The organism is Geodermatophilus dictyosporus (genome assembly GCF_900115505.1).
GTDB lineage: Bacteria > Actinomycetota > Actinomycetes > Mycobacteriales > Geodermatophilaceae > Geodermatophilus > Geodermatophilus dictyosporus.
Genome location: NZ_FOWQ01000006.1, coordinates 129,385 through 150,005 on the forward strand (window position 1 = coordinate 129,385; position 20,621 = coordinate 150,005).

The 20,621-nt window shown below is 74.6% G+C and carries 21 protein-coding genes, 1 tRNA gene and 1 pseudogene; 14 read left to right on the top strand and 9 right to left on the bottom strand.

What is annotated here, in order from left to right; all coding sequences use genetic code 11:
* Positions 1-28 precede the first annotated feature (28 nt).
* Complete coding sequence (locus BMZ33_RS24155) at positions 29-2,587, bottom strand: MDR family MFS transporter (RefSeq protein WP_169064385.1); 2,559 nt, start codon at positions 2,585-2,587, stop codon at positions 29-31.
* A gap of 772 nt (positions 2,588-3,359) precedes the next feature.
* Between BMZ33_RS24155 and BMZ33_RS15410 the strand changes: the two genes are divergently transcribed.
* From BMZ33_RS15410 to BMZ33_RS15425, 4 genes are all read left to right on the top strand, one after another.
* Entirely contained in the window at positions 3,360-4,172 is an 813-nt protein-coding gene (locus BMZ33_RS15410) for a tyrosine-type recombinase/integrase (protein WP_091112301.1), read from the top strand.
* A complete protein-coding gene (locus BMZ33_RS15415) occupies positions 4,136-4,303 on the top strand; it encodes a hypothetical protein (protein ID WP_169064386.1) in 168 nt (55 codons plus the stop codon). The genes BMZ33_RS15410 and BMZ33_RS15415 overlap by 37 nt, the downstream gene beginning before the upstream one ends.
* A 309-nt stretch (positions 4,304-4,612) precedes the next feature.
* A complete protein-coding gene (locus tag BMZ33_RS15420; RefSeq protein WP_169064387.1) occupies positions 4,613-5,053 on the top strand; it encodes a hypothetical protein in 441 nt (146 codons plus the stop codon).
* 130 nt (positions 5,054-5,183) lie between these two features.
* Positions 5,184-5,870: a hypothetical protein gene (locus BMZ33_RS15425; RefSeq protein ID WP_136697307.1), complete on the top strand. Its 687-nt coding sequence runs from the start codon at positions 5,184-5,186 to the stop codon at positions 5,868-5,870.
* Between the two features lie 66 nt (positions 5,871-5,936).
* On the opposite strand, the gene BMZ33_RS23390 is transcribed toward BMZ33_RS15425, so the two are convergent.
* Both BMZ33_RS23390 and BMZ33_RS15435 read right to left on the bottom strand, forming a co-directional pair.
* On the bottom strand, positions 5,937-6,134 hold the full coding sequence (locus tag BMZ33_RS23390) for a hypothetical protein (RefSeq protein WP_169064388.1): 198 nt from the start codon (positions 6,132-6,134) through the stop codon (positions 5,937-5,939).
* Positions 6,135-6,377: 243 nt separating this feature from the next.
* Complete coding sequence (locus BMZ33_RS15435; protein WP_091112318.1) at positions 6,378-6,581, bottom strand: hypothetical protein; 204 nt, start codon at positions 6,579-6,581, stop codon at positions 6,378-6,380.
* 720 nt (positions 6,582-7,301) lie between these two features.
* Between BMZ33_RS15435 and BMZ33_RS15440 the strand changes: the two genes are divergently transcribed.
* On the top strand, positions 7,302-7,691 hold the full coding sequence (locus BMZ33_RS15440; protein WP_091112322.1) for a hypothetical protein: 390 nt from the start codon (positions 7,302-7,304) through the stop codon (positions 7,689-7,691).
* A gap of 293 nt (positions 7,692-7,984) precedes the next feature.
* Here the strand turns inward: BMZ33_RS15440 and BMZ33_RS15445 are convergent.
* Positions 7,985-8,060, bottom strand: a tRNA-Lys gene (locus tag BMZ33_RS15445).
* A 162-nt stretch (positions 8,061-8,222) separates the two neighbouring features.
* Here BMZ33_RS15445 and BMZ33_RS15450 point away from each other — a divergent pair.
* The 4 genes from BMZ33_RS15450 (at position 8,223) to BMZ33_RS15465 (ending at position 11,389) form a co-directional block, all read left to right on the top strand.
* A complete protein-coding gene (locus BMZ33_RS15450) occupies positions 8,223-9,410 on the top strand; it encodes a L,D-transpeptidase (protein ID WP_169064389.1) in 1,188 nt (395 codons plus the stop codon).
* 63 nt (positions 9,411-9,473) lie between these two features.
* On the top strand, positions 9,474-9,941 hold the full coding sequence (locus tag BMZ33_RS15455) for a hypothetical protein (RefSeq protein WP_091112325.1): 468 nt from the start codon (positions 9,474-9,476) through the stop codon (positions 9,939-9,941).
* An 87-nt stretch (positions 9,942-10,028) separates the two neighbouring features.
* Positions 10,029-11,111 carry a WD40/YVTN/BNR-like repeat-containing protein gene (locus BMZ33_RS15460; RefSeq protein WP_091112327.1) on the top strand — a complete coding sequence of 361 codons (1,083 nt, stop codon included), beginning with the start codon at positions 10,029-10,031 and terminating at the stop codon, positions 11,109-11,111.
* Complete coding sequence (locus tag BMZ33_RS15465) at positions 11,108-11,389, top strand: MoaD/ThiS family protein (RefSeq protein ID WP_091112744.1); 282 nt, start codon at positions 11,108-11,110, stop codon at positions 11,387-11,389. The genes BMZ33_RS15460 and BMZ33_RS15465 overlap by 4 nt, the downstream gene beginning before the upstream one ends.
* 7 nt (positions 11,390-11,396) lie before the next feature.
* On the opposite strand, the gene BMZ33_RS15470 is transcribed toward BMZ33_RS15465, so the two are convergent.
* A complete protein-coding gene (locus tag BMZ33_RS15470; RefSeq protein ID WP_091112747.1) occupies positions 11,397-11,642 on the bottom strand; it encodes a hypothetical protein in 246 nt (81 codons plus the stop codon).
* Between the two features lie 174 nt (positions 11,643-11,816).
* On the opposite strand from BMZ33_RS15470, the pseudogene BMZ33_RS24500 reads away from it, so the two are divergent.
* The 4 genes and pseudogenes from BMZ33_RS24500 to BMZ33_RS15485 form a co-directional block, all read left to right on the top strand.
* Positions 11,817-12,230, top strand: a pseudogene (locus BMZ33_RS24500) (MFS transporter); the annotation flags it as partial.
* Positions 12,231-12,315: 85 nt separating this feature from the next.
* Entirely contained in the window at positions 12,316-13,254 is a 939-nt protein-coding gene (locus BMZ33_RS15475; protein WP_169064390.1) for an MFS transporter, read from the top strand.
* 7 nt (positions 13,255-13,261) lie between these two features.
* Positions 13,262-13,660, top strand: coding sequence for an ANTAR domain-containing protein (locus BMZ33_RS15480; RefSeq protein WP_136697309.1), 399 nt, complete (start codon positions 13,262-13,264; stop codon positions 13,658-13,660).
* Positions 13,661-13,741: 81 nt separating this feature from the next.
* Complete coding sequence (locus tag BMZ33_RS15485) at positions 13,742-13,942, top strand: DUF1918 domain-containing protein (protein WP_091112335.1); 201 nt, start codon at positions 13,742-13,744, stop codon at positions 13,940-13,942.
* Between the two features lie 57 nt (positions 13,943-13,999).
* On the opposite strand, the gene BMZ33_RS15490 is transcribed toward BMZ33_RS15485, so the two are convergent.
* The 4 genes from BMZ33_RS15490 to BMZ33_RS15505 all read right to left on the bottom strand — a co-directional run bounded on the left by BMZ33_RS15490 (position 14,000) and on the right by BMZ33_RS15505 (position 18,250).
* Complete coding sequence (locus BMZ33_RS15490) at positions 14,000-15,628, bottom strand: peptide chain release factor 3 (RefSeq protein WP_091112338.1); 1,629 nt, start codon at positions 15,626-15,628, stop codon at positions 14,000-14,002.
* A 140-nt stretch (positions 15,629-15,768) separates the two neighbouring features.
* Positions 15,769-15,957, bottom strand: coding sequence for a hypothetical protein (locus BMZ33_RS15495; protein ID WP_091112341.1), 189 nt, complete (start codon positions 15,955-15,957; stop codon positions 15,769-15,771).
* 38 nt (positions 15,958-15,995) lie between these two features.
* Positions 15,996-16,736, bottom strand: a complete 741-nt coding sequence (locus BMZ33_RS15500; RefSeq protein ID WP_091112345.1) for an HAD family hydrolase — start codon at positions 16,734-16,736, stop codon at positions 15,996-15,998.
* Positions 16,733-18,250, bottom strand: a complete 1,518-nt coding sequence (locus tag BMZ33_RS15505; RefSeq protein ID WP_091112349.1) for a mannitol dehydrogenase family protein — start codon at positions 18,248-18,250, stop codon at positions 16,733-16,735. The genes BMZ33_RS15500 and BMZ33_RS15505 overlap by 4 nt, the downstream gene beginning before the upstream one ends.
* Positions 18,251-18,857: 607 nt before the next feature.
* Between BMZ33_RS15505 and ngg the strand changes: the two genes are divergently transcribed.
* Positions 18,858-20,606, top strand: a complete 1,749-nt coding sequence (gene ngg, locus BMZ33_RS15510) for an N-acetylglutaminylglutamine synthetase (RefSeq protein ID WP_091112353.1) — start codon at positions 18,858-18,860, stop codon at positions 20,604-20,606.
* Positions 20,607-20,621: the final 15 nt, after the last annotated feature.

A 20,621-nucleotide genomic window follows, 5' to 3' on the forward strand; every position in this document is an offset into this window, starting at 1 on the left:
GTCGTCCCCTCCGGGAGGGGGGTCACTCTCAGGGGGTCGCTCCGGTGGCGGTGGGTTCGGCCGTGGGCGCCGTCGTGGCGGGTGCTGCGGTGGTGGTCGGTGCGGTGGTGGTCGGGGCGGTGGTGGTCGGTGCCGTGGTGGTGGGCGCGGTCGTGGTGGGTGCGGTCGTGGTGGTGGGTGCCGTGGTGGTGGGTGCCGTGGTGGTGGGTGCGGTCGTGGTGGTGGGTGCCGTGGTGGTCGGTGCCGTCGTGGTGGACACGGTGGTGTCGGGCGCGGTCGTGGTCGGTGCGGTGGTGGTCGGTGCGGTGGTGGTCGGGGCGGTGGTGGTGGGCACGGTGGTGGTGGGCGCGGTCGTGGTGGGTGCCGCGGTGGTGGTGGGCGTGGTGGTGGTGGTCGGGGTGCCGGTCCCGGTCGGGGTCGCCGCGGACGAGGTGGCCGTCGGAGGGGAGCTCGTCAGAGGTGGCGTCGTCTCCGGTGGCGCTGTCTCCGGTGGCGCTGTCTCCGGTGGCGTCGTGGTGGGGAGCGCCTGGGCGAGCGGGGTGTCCGTGGCCTCCTGAGGCGTGGTGGTCCCGCCACCGGTGGTCCGGCGCTCCTCAGGCGTTGGCGACGACGCGGGGAGTGGCGGGTCCGTGAGGGTCATCGGGTCGGCACGGTCGGGGCCCGGCCCGTCCGCCGTCGAGGTGTCGGCGTCCTCCGTCCCCGCGGCCCGCGCACCCGTGGCCTCGCCGTCCGCGGGGTCCTGGGAGGCCTGGACGACGCCCACCCCGCCGAGGAGCACGGCCACGAGGCCGGTCCCGGCCAGGAGGTGCCTGGCCCTCCCGGGCACCCGACGGGACGGGGCCGCCGAGGTCGCCCGGCCGAGGATGAAGAGGCCCACGAGGCGCCGTCGGCGGGGCGGAGCAGCGGGGACGGCCGGGCGGGTGCCCGGGTCGCCGGCGATCAGCGCCTCCGCCTGGCGGGCCTGGATGCCGGACTTGTCCGACAGGACCAGCTGCGGCAGGAACAGGAACACGAGGAACCCGGCCGCGGCCACGGCCGCCACGACGAGGAACACCAGGGCGACGGAGTCGGCGAACCCGGTCCGGAACGGCAGCGCCAGGGAGCCGGGCAGGCCCTGGACGAAGGAGGTGTCCGACAGGTCCCCGCCGGCGGGCAGCCGACCGCTGCCCACGGCCTCGGCCACCCGGGGGTCGGCCGCCGCGGACGCGGTCACTGCCGCCCCGATGTCGGCGGGCAGGCGGCTGAAGAGCACCGACAGGAACGCCGCGGTGCCGATCGTGGCGCCCATCTGGCGGAAGAAGGTGACCGACGAGGTGGCCACGCCCATCTGGGAGGGCGCGACGGCGGTCTGCACCGCCAGCACGGCGGGCTGCATGTTGAACCCCAGGCCCACACCGAGGAGCACCATGAGCGGCGCCAGCGCCAGGACAGAGGTGTCCGCGCCGACGACGGACGACAGTGCGACCAGCGCGGCGGTCATCAGCACGGTGCCCGCCAGGGGGAACACCCGGTAGCGGCCGGTCCTCGCGATCGCGACACCGGAGCTCGAGGCGCCGAGCGCGATGCCGACGACCAGCGGGATCATCTGCAGGCCCGCGACCGTGGCGCTCGAGCCGTGCACGATCTGCAGGTACTGCGGCAGCAGCAGCAGGCCGCCGAACATGCCGGCGCCCACGACCGCGCTGCCCGCGGTGGCGACGGTGAAGCTGCGGTTGCCGAACAGCCGCAGCGGCAGCAGCGCCTCGTCCCCGTAGGCGCGCTCGGCCGCCAGGAAGAGCCCCAGACCCACGGCGCCGATCGCGTAGCACGACAGCGCGTCGGCCGAGGTCCAGCCCCAGGTGCGGCCACGCTCGGCGACGACGAGCAGCGGCACGATGCAGGTGACCAGCGCCAGCGCGCCGGGCCAGTCGATGCGGTGCTCGCGCCGCTCGTGCGGCAGGTGCAGCACCCGGAAGACGGCGGCGAACGCCAGCAGGCCCAGCGGCACGTTGACCAGGAAGACCCACCGCCAGCCGTCGACGCCCAGCAGTGCGGACCGGCCGGCGAGGAACCCGCCGACGACCGGTCCCAGCACGCTCGAGGCGCCGAACACGGCCATGAAGAAGCCCTGGTACCGCGAGCGCTCCCGCGGCGGCACGATGTCGCCGATGATCGCCAGCGCCAGCGACATCAGGCCGCCGGCGCCGATGCCCTGGACGGCACGGAAGGCGGCCAGCTGGTACATGGAGCCGGCCAGCCCGCAGAGCACCGATCCCAGGACGAAGACGGCGATGGCGAACAGGTAGAAGGGCCGCCGGCCGTAGACGTCGGAGAGCTTGCCGTAGAGCGGCGTGGAGATCGTCGAGGTGATCAGGAACGCCGTCGTCGCCCATGCCTGCAGGTCGTAGGCCTGCAGGTCGTCGGCGATGGTGCGGATCGCGGTGGCGGCGACGGTCTGGTCGAGGGCGGCGAGGAACATGGCGACCATCAGCCCGGCGATGATCGTGAGGATCTGCCGGTGGGTGAAGGCGCCGTCCTCGCCCGGTGCGGCGGCGGCCGCTCGCGTTGCCCGGTGCCTGGCCGCGGTGGTGGAGGGGGTCCGGGTCACGAACTGCCCGCCTGCGGGAACGGGGCGACCGGCACGGTGGCGGGTCCGCGGTGCGTCCGGGCCGGTGGGCCTCGTCGCCCGGGCTCCGATCTGGAACGGGTGCCGGGTCATGCTGCTCCTCGGTGGACCGGCTCCCCGGTGCCGACGGGCGCGCGTCACGCGCGACGGCCGGCGTGTCGACGGTCTCCCTGGCGGATCCGGCTGCTGCTTCCGGATGGGGTCCGAGGACCAGGCCCGGCCACACGCTAGGGCCGCCGTGGAGACGACCACATCCGTCGCAGGTCGCGTTCCGGGCGTCCGACCACCGAGTGGGGGAGGACCGTGGTCCCCTGCGACCCGAGGAGGGCGTCGCCGCCGCGTCCGGCGTCGGACGACCGGGGAGGCCAGGTCCTCCTGGACGGCGGAGGGAGCCGTCCAGGAGGTGGGGACGACGGCCTGGGACGCGACCGCGGGGCCTGAGGTGCCCGGCCGCAGGGCACGGGAGGTGAGCTGGGTGCGCCATCAGGGACCCGAATACCGAACCCGCTGATCGAGCGACTTGGGGATGCCATTCTGCGGTCCATCTGCAGTGGTCACTCGACCTGCACAGGAGCGAGCGGTGGCTTGTCGACCTGCACGGACGTCCCGCGGGCGGGTGGTGTCGAGAATGACCGTGATCGCTGGCAGTCAACGGCCGCGAATGGTCCGGAATGGCTCTCCTGGGAACTGGCTGCGGACTGCCAGTCCTTCTGCCGGAGGCGCCGGCGGCCGCTCCGGCGGTGCCCGCTGAGGTGTGCCGAGCATCGCCCGCCGTCCCGACGGGCAGTGGCTGAGCACCCGGGTCGACCTCAAGACGACCACCCGGCGCGGCTACGAGAGCGCGCTACGGACGCACGTGCTGCCCGTCTGGAGGCCGGTCCGGCTCGCCGACGTCACCTACCAGGGCGTGGCCGGCTGGGTCGCCGACCTGCACCGCTCCGGACTCAGTGCGGCCACGGTGCGGCAGGTCCACCGCGTGCTGTCGCTGGTGCTGACCTTCGCCGTCCGCGACGGCCGGCTGGCGCGCAACCCTGCGACCGACGTGCCCCTGCCGGGTGCCGAAGGCACGGAGCGGGTCTTCCTCGCCCGCCAGCAGGTCGATGCCCTGGCCGCGGCCGCCGGGCGGCGCCGGCTGGTCATCTACTTCCTCGTCTACACCGGCGTCCGCTACGGCGAGAGGGCGGCACTGCGGGTGCGCGCCCCCGACCTGCTGCGCCGCCGCGCCCTCATCACCGAGGCGGTCGCCGACGTCAACGGCCACGCCGTGTTCGGCACGCCCAAGACCCACCAGCGGCGGCAGGTGCCGGTGCCGCGCTTCCTCGCCGACGAGCTCGCCGCGCAGGTGGCGGGCAAGGGGCCGGCGGAGTTCGTCTTCACCGCCGAGAGGGGCGGGCTGCTGCACCTGCGCAACTTCCGCCGGCTGAGCGTCGCCCCAGCCGTCCGCGCTGCCGGGCTGCAGTGCCTGACGCCCCTGTGCTGCGGCACACGGCTGCCTCCCTGGCGATCGCCAGCGGAGCGAACGTCGAGGTCGTGCAGACCATGCTGGGGCACCAGTCGGCCACGATGACCTTGGACCTGTACGGGCACCTGCTGGCGGATCAGCTGGACGAGGTCGCAGACGCGATGGACGCCGCCCGACCGAACGGCGCCACTCAGCGAGTTGCCGCATCGATCACTGCTCTGCCTGTCGTCACGTGACCGAGGCGGTCGGCCTCACGACGACACGGGGGATCTCGGCCCTGCGCACCTTGCGCCGTCGGTGTCGCACCGGGGTCGCGCAGCGCAGAGAGCGTGGTTCTGTCGATCTCGCACGTCTCCAGTGCTGCTGGCGAGGCGATGGGTGGATGCGGTGAAGTCGGGTGCGCGGGGGCTCGAGCCGAGCCAGTGAGCCGACGGTTCGGCGAATCGAGGTGTCCCTGAGGGCGGCTTCAGGGACAGATGCCAAGGCGACCGTGACCCGAGCGTGGTCGGTCGCCAGGGCAAGCAGCGGAACCTAGTCTGCGGGTCGTGCGTCCGCCCTCACCGATGGACCGTGCGGTGCTGGACGTCGTACAGCAGGAGCTTGCCGCGTACGGCGACGTCGCTGACACACAGCACGTCTGGGGAGAGAGCCCCGAGATGTGGTTCGTCGAAGTGCAGCCGGTCAACAGGCGCGCTGCCCCTCTGAGCCTGGCCTTCGACGGGTGTGACCTGCTCAACGTGAACGTAGGCGCGACCTGGTTCGAGGTTTTCCCCTTCGGTGATGACTCGCTCGACCACCTGCGCGCCATCGTCCGGGCCGTGCTCGCCGGTCGCGTCGAGGAAGCTCCTCCACGGGGCAGCGCCTTCGCCCGCCTGTACACGGAGGCCGGGACCATGAGGGTCGGGCACGTCCACTGGGCGTTGCCTTGGGCATGGCGATTCGTCCGGCGCTACGAGCCGTACGGCGACCCCGTCACCTTGGGTTGAGGCAGCCGGACTCACGTGCGTCCAGGGCCCGCACCCCCACCCGCGCTGCCCCTGCATGGGCCGTTCAGGGACACATGGGACCAAGCGCCGAGCCACCGGAAGGACAGGAATGGGCTGGGACGAGACAACCGTGGTCACCTACGCGGATCTCCAGGCGGGTGCCAGGCCAGGTGGCGAGGTCAGGGTCGAGGGCGGCGGACTGGTCCGTGGTGCCGACCTGTCGAACTGGAAGGTGTCGTGGCTGTTGTTCGCCGAGGCGACAAGTCCGCTGAGCAGCCTGCTTCCACGACCGTTGAAGCCCGGGCGCGTCGGCCGCGAGATCCCGCTCTTCCTCGAGTGCGACTTCAGTGGACTGACCTGCCCCGCCTTCGACCCGGTGATTGCGCGGTTCGTCCGCTGCCGGTTCGAGCGCGTGGACATCGAGTTGAACCTGGGTACCGCCAGCGCGCACTTCGAGGACTGCACCTTCTCGGGTCGGTGGGACGGCAACTTCGACGCGCGCCCACACGCCCTCGATCCGGCCAAGCGAGTCACCGTTCGCGGCAACGACTTCACCGGCTGCCGGGGGATCGGCCTCCAAGGTGGCATTGACTGGACGGCCAACACCTTCGACTTGTCGCTGCACCTCGTCCTGTGGCGGGGTGATCCGAACTGGGGACAGATCCGCCAGATCGCCGAGGAAGACGGCTACCTCCGGAACGTCGTCAGCTCAATCGAGGGCCACGGTCCCTTCGGCCTCGGGCAGGACTGGGCTGTCCTCGACCGCGAACACGTCGCGGACGACCTGTGGACCCGTCTCCGTCGAGCCTGCCGGTAGGACGGTGGGTGTCCCTGAGTGGGGCGCTCAGGGACACGTGAGGCCCGGCTCCCTCGGAGGGCGGCTTCAGCGACGCCACTCGTCTGGACCGAACACCTTTGTCCGAGTGGCACGCTCGTGGTCAAGGTCCGTGTCGAAGACCTCACGGGCGATCGTTCGGGAGTCGTGGTGGCCCAGCCACCGGACCTCATACAGCAGGTCCTCACCGACAACGACCTGGTCCGCGTCCCAGAGGTTCAGCATCTCGTCGAGCAGGTCGTCCATGGACCATCCGAGGTGGAACGGGTGCTCAACAGCGGCGGCGGACACCCATGCGTCCGCCGTCGTCTTCGGCGTTCCCCACCGTCGCCACCAGAGGTGGCCTCCGATCCGCTCCCAGAAGACCGCCGGGAGGACAAGCACGTGCCCGGTGTCCGTTCCATCGGGGCTTCGCAACTCGCCTGCTCGCCGCTTGAGGACAGCCTCGCCCGGCCCGCCCCCTCGAGGGTAGCCGATGGGACATCGGAGTCACGCGAGCACCACTGCCTCAGCCGCGACCTCGGGATGCATCAGGAATCGAAGGCAAGCCGCATGAGCGAAGAACTGCTGCTCCTGCTGCTGGGCGTTCGGTGCGCGCCAGTTGGCGACGACGACGAGTGCGCACGGGTCGATGCCCTGGGTCTCGACTCCCTGACCACAGAAGGCGCACATCACGTCGACCGACGTGCTCACAACTGTCCTCGAGTGGGCCGCTCCAGGACATCCCGGCCGGCCCACCAGTACGGCGGCCTCTGCGACACCTTCGGGACGCGTCCAACACGCCTTCGCCCTTCACTGCTCGCGAGGGCACGATGCGGTCGTGGATGGGAGGGAGGAGAAGCCGAACCGGCAAGGAACCGTCGCCTACGGCGAGGACGGCTTCCCCGTGGTGCCCAAGTACCGCCAGCGCACCTGGGCCGGCCTGCGGTGGCCGGAGCAGAGAGCCGTCCTGCGTGCCGCTCGACGTGGAGAGACGCATCCCGACGCTGCTACAGCAGAGGCCGCGCGTGACTGGGCGCGGGACGTCCTGGCACCCGAGCCACCATCGCGAGCACTGCGGCAGGTCCTGCTGCGTCTGGTGGAGGACCCGTTCGGTGGGACGCTGGGACAACTGTTCGGGGAGCGCCGCGCCGCGCGCCGCACTCTCGCTGTCAGACCCCCGCGGCAGGCGGAGCACCCTCGCGCTGACCGTCCCTAGGTGGGCCGCTCGGGGACGCCGGCCACGGCTCCGCGTCGAGGGACTCCTGCCTCGGACCGCCGGACTTCGCTTGCCGACAACGCCGTCCGAGTGGGTTCCACCACGGTCACTGCTGGATGCCGTCTCGACGCGAGAACCGGGTGGGTCTGCCGATGACCGGAACGACCACGTGATGCATCGGGCGTCGAGTGCCGCCCCCTCCATGAGGAGCGACCGTGCCCCTTGTCCGTCGAGTCGGCGCCATTGTGCTGGCCCTCGCTGCCATCGTCGTCTGGTTCGTGATGGCCCCCGGCGAGTCCAGTGACCGTTCCTCGGACATCGTGAGTGCGTTGGCCGACTACGAGGTCAACGAGGCGCGCACCCAGGGTGCGCCGCAGCAGCAGGTGGTCAACGGGTGGGTCGCGAAAGACCTGCTGACCGTCATCGCGGAGCAGCAGAACGACTCCGTCAACGATGATCGGCTGCCTGCGCTTGTGGTGCTGGTCGTGCTGGGACTGGCCCTGCACATCGCGACGTCCACGCGGCCTGCCGAGGCTGATGGTGTGGCCTCCGCATCAGGCGTGCCGGCAGCGGACCCGAGCCCCGAGCCGTCTCGCGCTGTGTGAGCGCACGGGAGGGGCGGGCTTCGACCTGCTGTCCGCCGACGGGTCTCAGGTCGGGTCCGTTGTCATCCCAGGCCGCGCGCGGGGAGGGCGACGCTGTGCCTGACATCACGTCCCTGGCCGCGCCGCCGCGGGCGCAACCGCGCTGGCACCGCGTCCCTCGTGCCGCCGGGACGGGTGTGCGGACAGTGGCTGCTGAGGACGCGCTGCGGACTCCGTGCGAACTGCAGCGGCGCCGGAGAGGTGCTCCTGAGCGACTGGAGGAGACGAACGTGCAGGTCAGCGGCCTGCCGTCCTGGTGCGCCATCAGGGACTCGAACCCCGAACCCGCTGATTAAGAGTCAGCTGCTCTGCCAATTGAGCTAATGGCGCGTGTCCCCGGGGCGTCCCCGGTCACGAGGGAGAACGATACCAGCGCCCGGGTCGGGCCCGCCGGGGACCGTCCCCGCACGGACCCCCCTCCTCCGCCGCGGCGGGGACACTGGGCACGGCGGCTCCGGCCGGAGCGGCGCCAGGGGACAGGGAGACGACGAGGTGCGACGGACAGCGACCCTGGTCACGGCAGGGGCGATCGCCCTGCTCGGTGGGTGCAGCGGAGGGGGCGACGCGCCGGCGACGGCGGCGCCGACCACCACCACCACCACCGCCGCCGACGTCGCCCCTGCACGGGTCGAGCTGTCCCCGGCCGACGGGGCGACCGACGTGGCCCCCGCCGACCCGGTGGAGATCTCCGTCACCGGCGGCGAGGTCACCGAGGTGACGGTCACCGACGAGTCCGGCGCCGAGGTGCCCGGCGCGGTGGCCGACGGCGGGACCGAGGGCACCGAGGTGTGGACGCCGGAGGACGCACTCGACTACGGCACCACCTACACCCTCACCGCCGCGGCGGAGAACGCCGACGCCGAGACCGCCGAGGCCAGCAGCACCTTCACCACCGTCAGCCCGGAGGCCCTCACCACCCCCGCGATCGGCCCGCTCGACGGGCAGACCGTCGGCGTGGGCATGCCGATCCGGGTGTACTTCGAGGAGCCGGTCGTGGACCGGGCCGCCGTCGAGAGCCGGCTGCTGGTCACCAGCTCGACCCCCACGGACGGCGTGTGGAGCTGGGTCGACGACACCGAGGTGCACTTCCGCCCGTCGGAGTACTGGCCGGAGAACACCGACGTCACCCTGGAGGCCGACCTCCACGGCGTCGAGATCGGCGAGGGCGTGTGGGGGGAGCAGGACCGCACGGTGGCCTTCACCATCGGCGAGCGGCACGTCTCCGTCGCGGACGCAGGCACCCACCGGCTGCAGGTCTACGACGGCGACCAGCTGGTGCAGGACTTCCCGATGAGCGCCGGCAGCCCGGACAACCCGAGCTACAACGGCCCGCACGTGGTCACCGAGATGAACACCGAGCGGATCATGGACTCGAGCACCTACGGCGTGCCGGTGGACAGCCCCGACGGCTACCGGACGCCGGTGCAGTGGGCGGTGCGGCTCTCCGACAGCGGCGAGTTCGTGCACGCCGCCCCGTGGTCGGTGGCCCAGCAGGGCCGGGAGAACGTCTCGCACGGCTGCATCAACCTCTCGACCGAGAACGCCCGCTGGTTCTTCGAGTTCTCCCAGCCCGGCGACGTCGTCGAGATCCGCAACTCCGCCGCCGGCACGCTGACCTCCGACATCTCTGACTGGACCATCCCCTGGGAGGAGTGGACGGCGGGCAGCGCGCTGGCGTGACCGTGGTTTCTCCAGGGACGACCGCGGGCACCACCTGGGCGTTTTCCTGGGGAGGGGAGCGTCGTGGACACCTGGTTGATCGTGCTGCTCGTCGTCGTCGCGCTGGTCGTGCTGGTCCTGGTCGGGCTGGCCCTCGCCAAGCGCAGCCGGGTCGCCTCGGCCCGCCGCCGGGAGCAGCAGCGCGCCCAGGCGCGCGAGCACCTGGAGGAGGCGCGGCTGCGCGGGGCGCAGGCGGAGAAGGAGCAGGCGCTGGCCGAGGAGCAGGCCGCCCGCGCCCGCCGCGAGCGTGCCGAGGTCGAGGAGCGCACCCGCCTGGCCGAGCAGGAGGCCCGACAGCGGGCCGCCTCCGCGCAGGAGCACGCCAGCGCCGCCGAGCGGCTGCGTGCCGAGGCCGAGAAGCTCGCCCCGGGACTGGCCGACGGCCGGCACGGCGGCGGTGACCACGTCACCGACCCGGACGCCACCCGCCGCATCGAGGGGGGCCAGGCACCGGTGGCCGGCGACGGCCGCGGGGGGTCGACCCGCCGCTGACGCCGTCCCCGCCGCTCAGTTCCGGCGGCCGCCGCGGTCTGTCCTCCGGGAGGGGCCGCACCGGCCCCGGGACGACCGGAGGGGACCGTGGCCGACCTGCTCGCCATCGGCACGCGCAAGGGGCTGTGGCTGGCCCGCAGTGACGACGACCGCCGCAGCTGGACCCTCGACGGGCCGCACCTGCTCGCGCAGGAGGTGGCCGCGGTCGGCCTCGACGTCCGCGGGTCCGCGCCGCGGCTGCTGGCCGGCGTCCAGTACGGGCACTGGGGGCCCACCGTCACCTGGTCCGACGACCTGGGCGCCACCTGGTCGGAGACCGACGAGGGGGCCATCCGCTTCCCCGCCGACACCGGGGCCGCGCTCGCCCGCGTCTGGCAGCTGCGGCCCGACGCCGCCGGGCGCTCCGGCCTCGTGTGGGCCGGCTGCGAGCCGCACTCGCTGTGGCGCAGCGAGGACGGCGGCCGCTCGTTCACCCTCGTCCGCGGTCTGTGGGACCACCCGCACCGCCCGTCCTGGGCACCGGGCGGCGGCGGCGGCGCCGTGCACACCGTGCTGCCGCACCCGACCGGGGAGCGCCTGGTGGTGGCGATGAGCACCGGCGGGGTCTACCTCAGCGAGGACGGCGGCGGCTCCTGGCAGCCGCGCAACAAGGGCATCGGCGCGGTCTTCCTGCCCGATCCCGCGCCCGAGTACGGGCAGTGCGTGCACAAGGTGGCCGTCGACGCCGGCGACCCCGACCGCCTGTACGCGCAGAACCACTTCGGCGTCTACCGGACCGACGACGCCGGGGGTGCCTGGACCTCGATCGCCGACGGCCTGCCGGCCGACTTCGGCTTCCCGGTGGTGGCCTCGCCGACGACCCCGGGCACGGCCTGGGTGGTGCCGCTGGTCGCCGACGCGCAGCGGGTGCCCCCGGACGGCCGGCTGCGCGTGCACCGCACCCGGGACGCCGGCGCCACCTGGACCGAGCTCGGCGCCGGGCTGCCCGACGCCACCTGGACCGCGGTGCTCCGCGACGCCGTCTGCGTGGACGAGGCCGACCCGACCGGCGTCTACGTCGGCACCCGCGACGGCTGCGTGTACGCCAGCGCCGACGAGGGGGAGTCGTTCACGCTGGTGGCCGACCACCTGCCCGACGTGCTGTGCGTGCGCGCGGCGCGGCTGCCGTGACCGTCGAGGTGCTGCTGCCCGGCGTCCTGGCCGACCTGGCCGGTGGCTCCCGGCGGCTGGAGGTGGACCCCGCCGACCCCACGCTGGCCGGGCTGCTCGACGCCCTGGCCGCTCGCCACCCGGTGCTCGAGCGGCGGATCCGCGACGAGGCCGGCGCGCTGCGCCGGTTCGTCAACGTCTACGTGGACGGCGACGACGTCCGGTTCGCCGCCGGGTTGGGCACGGCCGTGCCCGCGGGCGCGGTCGTGCAGGTGCTGCCCTCGGTGGCCGGGGGCTGACCGCCGGTCAGAGCATGGCCAGGGTGGCGCACTCGGGGCAGAGCTGCTGCTCCTCGTACCCCTCCGGCGGCCACTGGACCTGCTCGTCGACGGCGACGTAGGCGCCGCACAGCGACTTGCGGCTGCGGCCGGTGACCCGGCCGATCGTCGCGTGCGCCGGGCCGATCTGGCGGGGCTGGAGCCCGTCGGGGCTGCCGACCGAGCCGACCATGACGACCGCGTGCGCGGTCCCGTAGGAGTAGGCGGTGGTCATGGCGCCAGGGTCCGAGCCCGCGCCGGGCCGGGCCAGCACCGCCCGGTGCGTGTCGGGCGCAGGGCGGTGCAGGCGTCCCAGCCGCCCCACCTGGCACGGGCGCCGCGCCCCGGCACGCCGGGGGCGTCCGCCCTCGGCGGACGGGCGGGTGCCGGTGGGGGACCGGCGGGCACGATGGCGGGGACCGGGAGGAAGGGGGAGCGGGTGCCGCTGCCGCGCGCGCTGGCGCCCCTGCGCTCCCCGGCCTACCGCCGGCTGGCGGGCTCCCTCGCGCTGTCGCTGGTCGCCAACGGCTCGTGGGCGGTCACCGTCGTCTGGCAGGTCGTCGCCCTCGGCGGCGGCCCGGCGGAGCTGTCCCTGGTCAGCGGGCTGTCCGCGGCCGGGACCCTGGCCGTGGCCCTGCCCGGCGGGGTGCTGGCCGACCGCGTGCCGCAGCGGCACCTGCTGCTGGCGGTGACGCTGCTGTCGGCGGTGCCGGTGGCCGCGGTGGGCGGGCTGTCGCTGGCCGGCGTGCTGCCGCTGCCCCTGCTCGCCGTCGTCGGACTGCTCGGCGGGGTGGCGCTGGGGCTGCACCACCCGGCCTACTCGGCGCTGGTGCCCGCGCTGCTGCCGCCGGAGCAGCTCCTCGCGGCCAACGGGCTCGAGGGGGCCGTGCGCCCGGGCGCTGTACCAGGTGGCCGGGCCCGCGGCGGCCGGGCTGCTCGTGGCCGCGCTGTCCCCGGGCGCCGCCCTGCTGGCCACCGCGGCCGCCTCGCTCGGCGCCACGCTGTGCGTCCTCCGGCTGCCGCTGCTGCCGGTGCACCGCGACGTCGCGGCCGGCCACCCCGCGGGGGCGCTGCTCGCCGACCTGCGCGAGGGCCTGGCGTTCCTGCGGCGCACCCGCTGGCTGCTGGCCACGCTGCTGTTCGGCTCGCTCGTGCTGCTGACCACCGGGCCGCTGCAGGTGCTCGCGCCCTTCGCCCTGCGGGACCGGGCCGGCGGCGGCCCGGTGCAGCACGCGCTGGTGCTGGCCGCCTTCGGCGTCGGCGGCGCGCTCAGCTCGCTGGTCGTGGCCTCCCGCCCCCTGCCGCGCCGCTACCTGACCACCGCGATGGCGCTGTGGGCGGTGGGCTGCCTGCCGCTGGCGGTGTTCGGCACCGCCGAGCGCGTCGGGCCGATGGTCGCCGCCGGGCTGGTGGCCGGCGCCGGCATCCACGGCGGCATGGTGGTCTGGGGCACGCTGCTGCAGCGGCGGGTGCCCGCGGCGCTGCTCGGCCGGGTCTCCAGCCTGGACTTCGTCGTCTCCGGCGCGCTGGCGCTGGTGTCGGTGGCGCTGACCGGGCCCCTGAGCCAGGGGGTCGGGCTGTCGGCGACCTTCCTGGTGGCCGGTCTCGCGCCGCCGGTGCTCGCCGTCCTGGTCCTGCTGGTCGCGCGGCTGCCCGCCGACGAGCGCGCCCACCCGCTGGACCGCGCCGCGCCGCGCCGTCACGGCAGGAGCGGCGGGAGGCCGCGGAGCACCGAGCGGGGCACCGAGGGGGGCACCGAGCGGGGCACGCTACGGTCGGGCGCGATGGTCCGGCGTCCAGCCTGTGGCGCCGGACCGGGCGGCCTCCGGGCCCCGGGACACGAGTGACGGTGCGGTGGTCGAGGACACGCGCGGACGGCGCGCGGCCAGGGGCCCCGGCGCGGGCGGGCCCGACGGCGTCCCGGCGGACGGCCCGGCCGACGGCGTCGCCGGTGACGGCCGGGTCGACGCGGCCCTGATGCGGGCGACCGAGCAGGTCCTGCGGCTGGAGGCGGACCTGGCCGCCGCCCGCGAGCAGCTGGCCGGCCTGGAGACGGCGCTGCAGAGCAACCGGCGCATCGGCATGGCCCTGGGCATCCTCATGGCACTGCGCAAGGTCGACGAGGCCGCGGCCTTCGAGCTGCTGCGCACCGTCAGCAGCCGCCGCAACCGCAAGCTGCGCCTGGTGGCCGAGGACGTGATCCGCACCGGGACGGTCGAGTGGGAGCCCCCGCCGGAGGTCGGCCGGAGCTGAGCGCGGGACCCCTTGCCGACGCCCGGACGGGGCGGGCAGGCTGGAGGCGTTCCGGGCCGGGTCGTCAGCCGGGAGGCCGCCGTGGAGGCGCACGTCGGGGACAGGATCGTCGTCCGTTCCACGCACCAGGGGGAGCCGGAGCGCACCGGCGTCGTCCTCGAGTGCCACGAGCCCGACGGCGGGCCGCCGTACCGGGTGCGGTGGGAGCCCGACGGGCACACCGGCCTGTTCTTCCCGGCCGGCACCGCGACCGTCGTGGAGCCCGACGCGTCCCGGGGGTGAGCCGCCGCACCCGGCGGCGTCGCCCACCGGCCGGGTCGCACCGGCTCGACGGCGGTGTCAGCCCAGCTGGGCGGCGACCAGCGGCTCGAGGGTCAGCCCGGGCTTGCCGTTGCGCACCACGCCCATGACCCACTTGGTGGTGAAGAGCGCGAGCAGCTCGCCGTCGCTGCGCTGCATCACCTCGGTGCCGGAGCTGGCGGTGATGCCGGCGACCGACGCCTCGTCGGTGCGCATCGCCAGCGTGTAGGGCAGCGGCTCGAGGTGCACCGGGGCGGAGAACTCGTGCTCCATGCGGTGGGCGGCCACCTCGAACTGCATCGGGCCCACGACGGCGAACACCGGGGCCTGCTCGCCGCGCCGGTCCGACCGCAGCACCTGGACGACTCCCTCGGACTCCAGCTGTTCGATCCCGCGGCGGAACTGCTTGTGCTTGGCGGTCTCCAGGCTGCGGACGACGGCGAAGTGCTCGGGCGCGAACGTGGTCAGCGGCGGGAAGGTGACCGGGCGCCCGGCGAAGAGCGTGTCGCCCACCCGCAGCGCCGAGGCGTTGACCAGCCCGACGACGTCGCCGGGGTAGGCGACGTCGATGCTCTCCCGCTCGCGGCCGAAGACGTGCTGGGCGTACTTGGTCGCGAAGGGACGGCCGGTCGGCCCGTGGGTGACCACCATGCCGCGCTCGAACACCCCGGAGCAGATCCGGATGTAGGCCAGCCGGTCGCGGTGGGCGGCGTCCATGCCCGACTGGACCTTGAAGACGAACGCGCTGAACGGCGCGCCGACCGGACGGGCGACCCCGTCGGTGTCGGGCCGGCCGGCCGGTGCCGGGGCCAGGTCGACGAGGACGTCGAGCAGCGCGCCGACCCCGAAGTTGGAGACCGCGGAGGCGAAGAGCACCGGGGTGGTCACCCCGGAGAGGAACAGCTCCTGGTCGTGCCCGCCCGCGGTCGCGTCGAGCAGCTCGACCTCCTCGCGGGCCTGCGCCCAGGCGTCGGGCTCGCGGGCGGCGGCCGCGGCGGGGGAGAGGACCTCCTCGGGTGCGACCGTGGCACCCCCGGCCGTCCGGGTGTACCGGTGGTAGCTGCCGTCGCGCCGGTCGAGCACGCCGCGGAAGTCGCCGGCGATCCCCACCGGCCAGGTCAGCGGGGTGGGGGTGAGCCCGGTCCGCTCGGCGACCTCGTCCATCAGCTCGAGCGCGTCCTTGCCGGGGCGGTCCCACTTGTTCACCACGGTCACGACCGGGATGCCGCGGTGCCGGCAGACGGCGAACAGCTTCATGGTCTGCGCCTCGAGGCCCTTCGCGGCGTCGATGAGCATGACCGCGGCGTCGACGGCGGTGAGCACCCGGTAGGTGTCCTCGGAGAAGTCGGCGTGCCCGGGGGTGTCGAGGAGGTTCACCACGGTGTCGCGGTAGGAGAACTGCAGCGCGGCCGACGTGATCGAGATCCCGCGGGCCTTCTCCATGTCCATCCAGTCCGACACCGTCCCGCGCCGCCCGGCCTTGCCGTGCACCGCGCCGGCCTGGCCGATCACCCGGGCGTGCAGGGCCAGCGCCTCGGTCAGCGTCGACTTGCCCGCGTCGGGGTGGCTGATGACGGCGAACGTCCGCCGCCGCGCGGCCTCGGCCGCCACGTCCGCCGACGCGGGGCCCGTCTCGTCCGGGCGGAGCGCGGCGTTCGTGGTCGTCATCGGCGGATCTCCCTGGTGTGGTGCGCCCTCGCTGGTGGCCCTGCCGGCGACGTGCGCCCGGTCGGTCACGTCGTGCAACAGCCGGCGAGCGTCGCACACTCCCCGCCCCACCCGGCGGACCGGCACCAGGCTCCGGTCCGCTACTCGCGGACCACCCACACCTCGGCCGGGCCGCCAGGGGTGACCCGCACCTGCACGGGCTCGAAGCGCTGGTAGACGCCGAACCACCGGGGTCCGTCGTAGACGAGCAGCGAGGACGCCAGCTGCTCGGCCGGCACGTCGTCGACCTCGCCGTGGCGGGGGCCGCCCCAGTGGAGGACCCGCGGCACGGGGACACCGTCGCTAGCGCGAGGGGACGGCGGCGGGATCAGCACAGCAGGTCCTCCGCGTCGGCCCACGACCCGACGACCGCGGCGACGCCGATCTCACGGAGCGCCTCGGCGCGCTCCCGCCGGTCGGCGTCCGGGACGAACTGCAGGATCCCGATCGTCGGGTACCCGGCGGCCACCGCCGAGCGGGCCCCGTTCAGCGAGTCCTCGACGGCGACCGCCTCGGCCGGGCCCACCCCGAGGGTGGCGCCGGCGTACGCGTACACGGCCGGGTCGGGCTTGCTGGTCGGCTCGGTCAGCGAGTCCTCGGCGCTGAACCGGCGTCCCGGGTCGAACAGCGGGGCGAGGCCGGTGACCTCGAGGCAGGCGGCCAGCCGGGAGGAGGCGCTGGACGTGACCGCGGCCAGCGCGAACCGGCCGGACAGGCGCTCCAGCGGACCCCGGACCGCGGGGTCGGGGCGCAGGACGGTGCGCAGGTGGGCGGTGACCACGTCCTTCTCCTCGACGACCCAGTCCTCGAGGTCGGCGCGGGTGAGCTCCCGCCCGTGCGCGGTGGCCAGGTCCCCGGCAGCGGCCCGGAAGTTCTTGCCGTTGGTCATCCGCTGCAGCTCGTCGGGTGCGTAGGTGCGCCCGGCACCGAGGCCGGCGAGGAAGCGGTTGGTGACGTCGGCCGACGCCGCGTACGCCGGCTCCTCGGAGGGGAACAGGGTGCCGTCGGCGTCGCAGAGCAGGGTCGTCACGGCGGCCGGGTCCAGCGGGTGGAGCCACCCGGCGCTCACGCCGGGCCTCCGCCGGCGAGGAGCTCCTCGACGACCTCCCGCGGTCCCTGCCGGTCGAGCGCGGACAGCGCCTCCTGCACGCAGTCGGCGAAGCGCGGGTCCTGCCCGACGTGGTCGAACACCGCCCGCTCCGCCAGCAGCGGCGCGGCGTCCCCGCCCGCCTCCTGCGCGATCGGCACCAGGTCCATCCGCGGCCCCTGCACCGGCACCTCGTCCCCGGCGTAGTCGTGGCCCCGGAGGAAGCGCAGCCAGCCCGCCACCGCCACGCACAGCAGCCGGTGCGGGCGCCCGGCCTCCATCGCGGCGCGCACCGACGGCAGCAGGTAGTTGGGGATCTTGGTCGAGCCGCGCCGGCCCAGCCGGGACAGCTGGTCGGCCATCCGGGGGTTGGCCAGCCGGTCGATCAGCGTGGCCTGGTACTCGTCGAGGTCGACGCCGGGCACCTGCGGGAGGTGCGGCGCGATCTCCTCGGCCATGAGCCTCGTCAGGTACGCCCGGAACACCGGGTCGGCCATGACGTCGGCGGTGGTGCGGTAGCCGGCGAGGTAGCCCAGGTAGGCGATGGCGGTGTGCCCGGCGTTGAGCAGCCGGGTCTTCACGGTCTCGTACGGCGACACGTCGTCGACGAAGCGGACGCCGACCTGCTCCAGCGGCGGCCGGCCGTTGCAGAAGGAGTCCTCCACGACCCACTGCCGGAACGGCTCGGCGACCACCGGCCACCGGTCGTCGACGCCGGTCCCGGCGGCGACGGCGTCCCGGTCCTCGGGGGAGGTGTTGGGGGTGATCCGGTCGACCATGCTGCTGGGGAAGGCGACGTGCCCGTCGATCCAGTCGGCGAGGTCCCCGCCGCCGTCCCCGCCGCGCAGCCGGGCGAAGCTGACGACCGCCGTCCGCGCCGCGGTGCCGTTGGACTGCATGTTGTCGCAGGACAGCACCGTGAACGGCGGCAGCCCGGCCTCGCGGCGCCGGTGGAGGGCCTCGACCAGGTAGCCGAAGACCGTCTCGGGCGTGCCGGGGTCCTCCAGGTCGCGGGCGACGTGCAGGTCGTCGGCGTCGAACTCGCCGGTGTGCGCGTCGATGCGGTAGCCGGTGCCGGTGATGGTCAGCGTCACCACGCGGGTGCGCTCGTCGGTCAGGACGGCGAGCACGGCCTCGGGGTCGTCGGGGGCGTAGAGGTACCGGGTCAGGGCACCGACGACGGTGGCGCGGTCGCCGTCGGCGGCCCGCTCGACCACGGTCCAGAGGCGGTCCTGGCCCGCGAGGACCTCGCCGATCTCGCGGCTGTGCAGGCCGACGCCCACCACGCCCCAGCCGGTCTCGCCGCTGCGGGCGAGCTCGTCGAGGTACACGGCCTGGTGGGCGCGGTGGAAGCCGCCGACGCCGATGTGCACGATGCCGGGGCGCAGCGCCGCGCGGTCGTAGGTGGGGACGGACACCTCGGGCGGCAGGTCGCCGAGAGTGTGGTCGGACAGGGGGACGGCGGGAGCCGCGGCCCGGGTCTGGGCAGGGGTCATGGGGATCTCTCGGGGAGGGGCGGGGCAACGGGACGCTGTTCACCCCGCACCGCTCCTGCACTGTGCCCAGCCACGGGCTGCCCAACCCGCGGCGGGGTGGATGTGGTGCACGTCCCGGCGGTGGGCAGGGGGCGGGGCCTCGAGCGACCGGGGACGTCCCACCTCCCCTCCGAGGCACCGTGCGCTCCTGTCCTCTCTCCGCCCATCCGGTCCCGCCCCGCGGCCGGTGCACGTCGACCTCGGGGCCTCGGCCGGCCTGCAGCTGCCCGTGGCCGCCGCCACCTGGTCACGCCGCGAGCCTGCGGCTGGCACCCCGGGCGGTCGTCGCAGAGGGCGTGTTCGAGCTCCTCCGGGCGGACGCTCCGCAGGCACCCGCGGGAGCGGCCCGGCCGGTCCCGGTGACCGCGGCCCCGCGATCATCGGGCTCGCCCTGCCGGTCCGGTGCGTTTGGTCCGCGTCCGGGTGGGCACGGGTCCCTGGCACGGCCCGGGTGCAGCACGCCGCCCGCGGACCGGGTGCGACCTCGGGTGGCAGCACGTCGTGGAGACTCTCGCGCCTCCTCCGGATCCCTCCCCGTCAGCGGCGCAGCAGGTCGGGGAGGTGACCCGTGGTCGCACGGCCTGACCTCCGCCGGCGGTCGGCGGCCGTTCCGACGATCACCGGTACGCCCTGGCAGCAGCCGTCGGAGCACCAGCTGCGCGGCATGCGCACCGACGCCACCCTGGACATGGGCTGGGGCCGGCTGGTGTTCGGCCAGACGTTCACCACCCTGTACGGCATCGTCGCCGCGCTGCACGCCGAGGAGGACGGCCGTCGCGACATCTGCATCTACCCGCCCGATCCGCAGGTGCTGGTCGGCCTGGCCCCCGATGAGCTGTTCATCGACCCCTCCTACGTGCTGCGCCTGGACCTGCACCGCTACCGGCCACGGCGGGAGCTCATCGACGACGTGTTCGTCCGGACCGTGACCTGCTCGGACGACCTCGCGGCGAGCGCGCGCCTCCACGCCGCCGCCGGCATGGTCCCCGGCGACCGCGCCACCATGTGGCGGCACCACTCCGGGCGCACGGTCACCCACCTGGTCGCCGAGAACCGGCGCACCGGGGACGTGGTGGGTGCCGTCACCGGCGTGGACCACGTGGCGGCGTTCGGCTGCCCCGAGCGCGGCGCGAGCCTGTGGTGCCCGGCGGTCGATGGGCAGGCCGCCCCGCCAGGGACCGGGGAGGCGCTGGTGCGGGTGCTCGCCGAGCGCTACCTGGCCCGCGGGCGGGCGTATCTGGACCTGTCGGTGCTGCACGACAACGGCCCGGCGCTGGCGCTGTACCGCACGCTGGGCTTCCGTCAGGTGCCCGTGGTCTGCGTCAAGCGGAAGAACCCGATCAACGCGCCGCTGTTCGCCGCCGCCCCGCCGGGCCTGGAGGAGCTCGACGTCCACGCGCGGATCCTCGCCGACGAGGCGCTGCGCCGCGGCATCCGGGTGGAGGTCACCGACGCCGCCTTCGGCGAGCTGCGACTGACCCTGGGCGGCCGGACGGTGCTGACCCGGGAGTCGCTGTCGGAGCTGACCACCGCGGTGGCGATGAGCCGCTGCGACGACGAGCGGGTCACCCGCCGGGTCATGGCCCGCGCCGGCGTCCGCGTCGCCCACGGTGTCGAGGTCACCGACGGCGACGCGACGGCGGCGGAGGCGTTGCTGCGCGAGGTCGGCGAGGTCGTCGTCAAGCCCGCCCGCGGCGAGCAGGGCCGGGGCGTCACGGTCGGCGTCCGCGACCAGCCCGGTCTGCACCGCGCCCTGGATTCGGCGCGGCGGCACTGCCCCGACGTGCTCGTCGAGGAGCGCGTCCCCGGGCTGGACCTGCGCGTGGTGGTGATCGACCACCGGGTGGTCGCCGCCGCTGTCCGCCGGCCGGCCGAGATCGTCGGCGACGGCACCCGGGACGTCAGCACCCTGATCCGCGAGACCAGCCGCCGCCGTGAGCGGACCACCAGCGGGGAGTCGCGGATCCCGCTCGACGACACCACCCGTGACGTCGTCACCGCGGCCGGCTGGCGGATGGACGACGTGCCCGCGGCCGGCACCTGCATCCAGGTGCGCCGCACCGCCGACCTGCACACCGGCGGCACCATCACCGACGTCACCGACCGCCTGCACCCGACGATCGCCGAGGCCGCGGTGCGCGCCAGCCGCGCCATCGGCATCCCGGTCACCGGCCTGGACTTCCTCGTCCCCGACCTCGACGGGCCCGAGCACGTCTTCGTCGCGGCCGACGCGCGTCCCGGGCTGGCCGACCACGAGCCCCGGCCCGCCGCCGCCCGCTTCCTCGACCTGCTGTTCCCCGAGACCCGCCGCCGCTGACCCCGCCGTCAGGAC

Coding starts and splice junctions, on each gene's coding strand:
- BMZ33_RS23390 (WP_169064388.1), bottom strand. CDS start 6,134: ATGGACGACCTGCTCGACGAGATGCTGAACCTCTGGGACGCGGACCAG.
- BMZ33_RS15470 (WP_091112747.1), bottom strand. CDS start 11,642: ATGACCACCGCCTACTCCTACGGGACCGCGCACGCGGTCGTCATGGTC.
- BMZ33_RS15490 (WP_091112338.1), bottom strand. CDS start 15,628: ATGACGACCACGAACGCCGCGCTCCGCCCGGACGAGACGGGCCCCGCG.
- BMZ33_RS15505 (WP_091112349.1), bottom strand. CDS start 18,250: ATGACCCCTGCCCAGACCCGGGCCGCGGCTCCCGCCGTCCCCCTGTCC.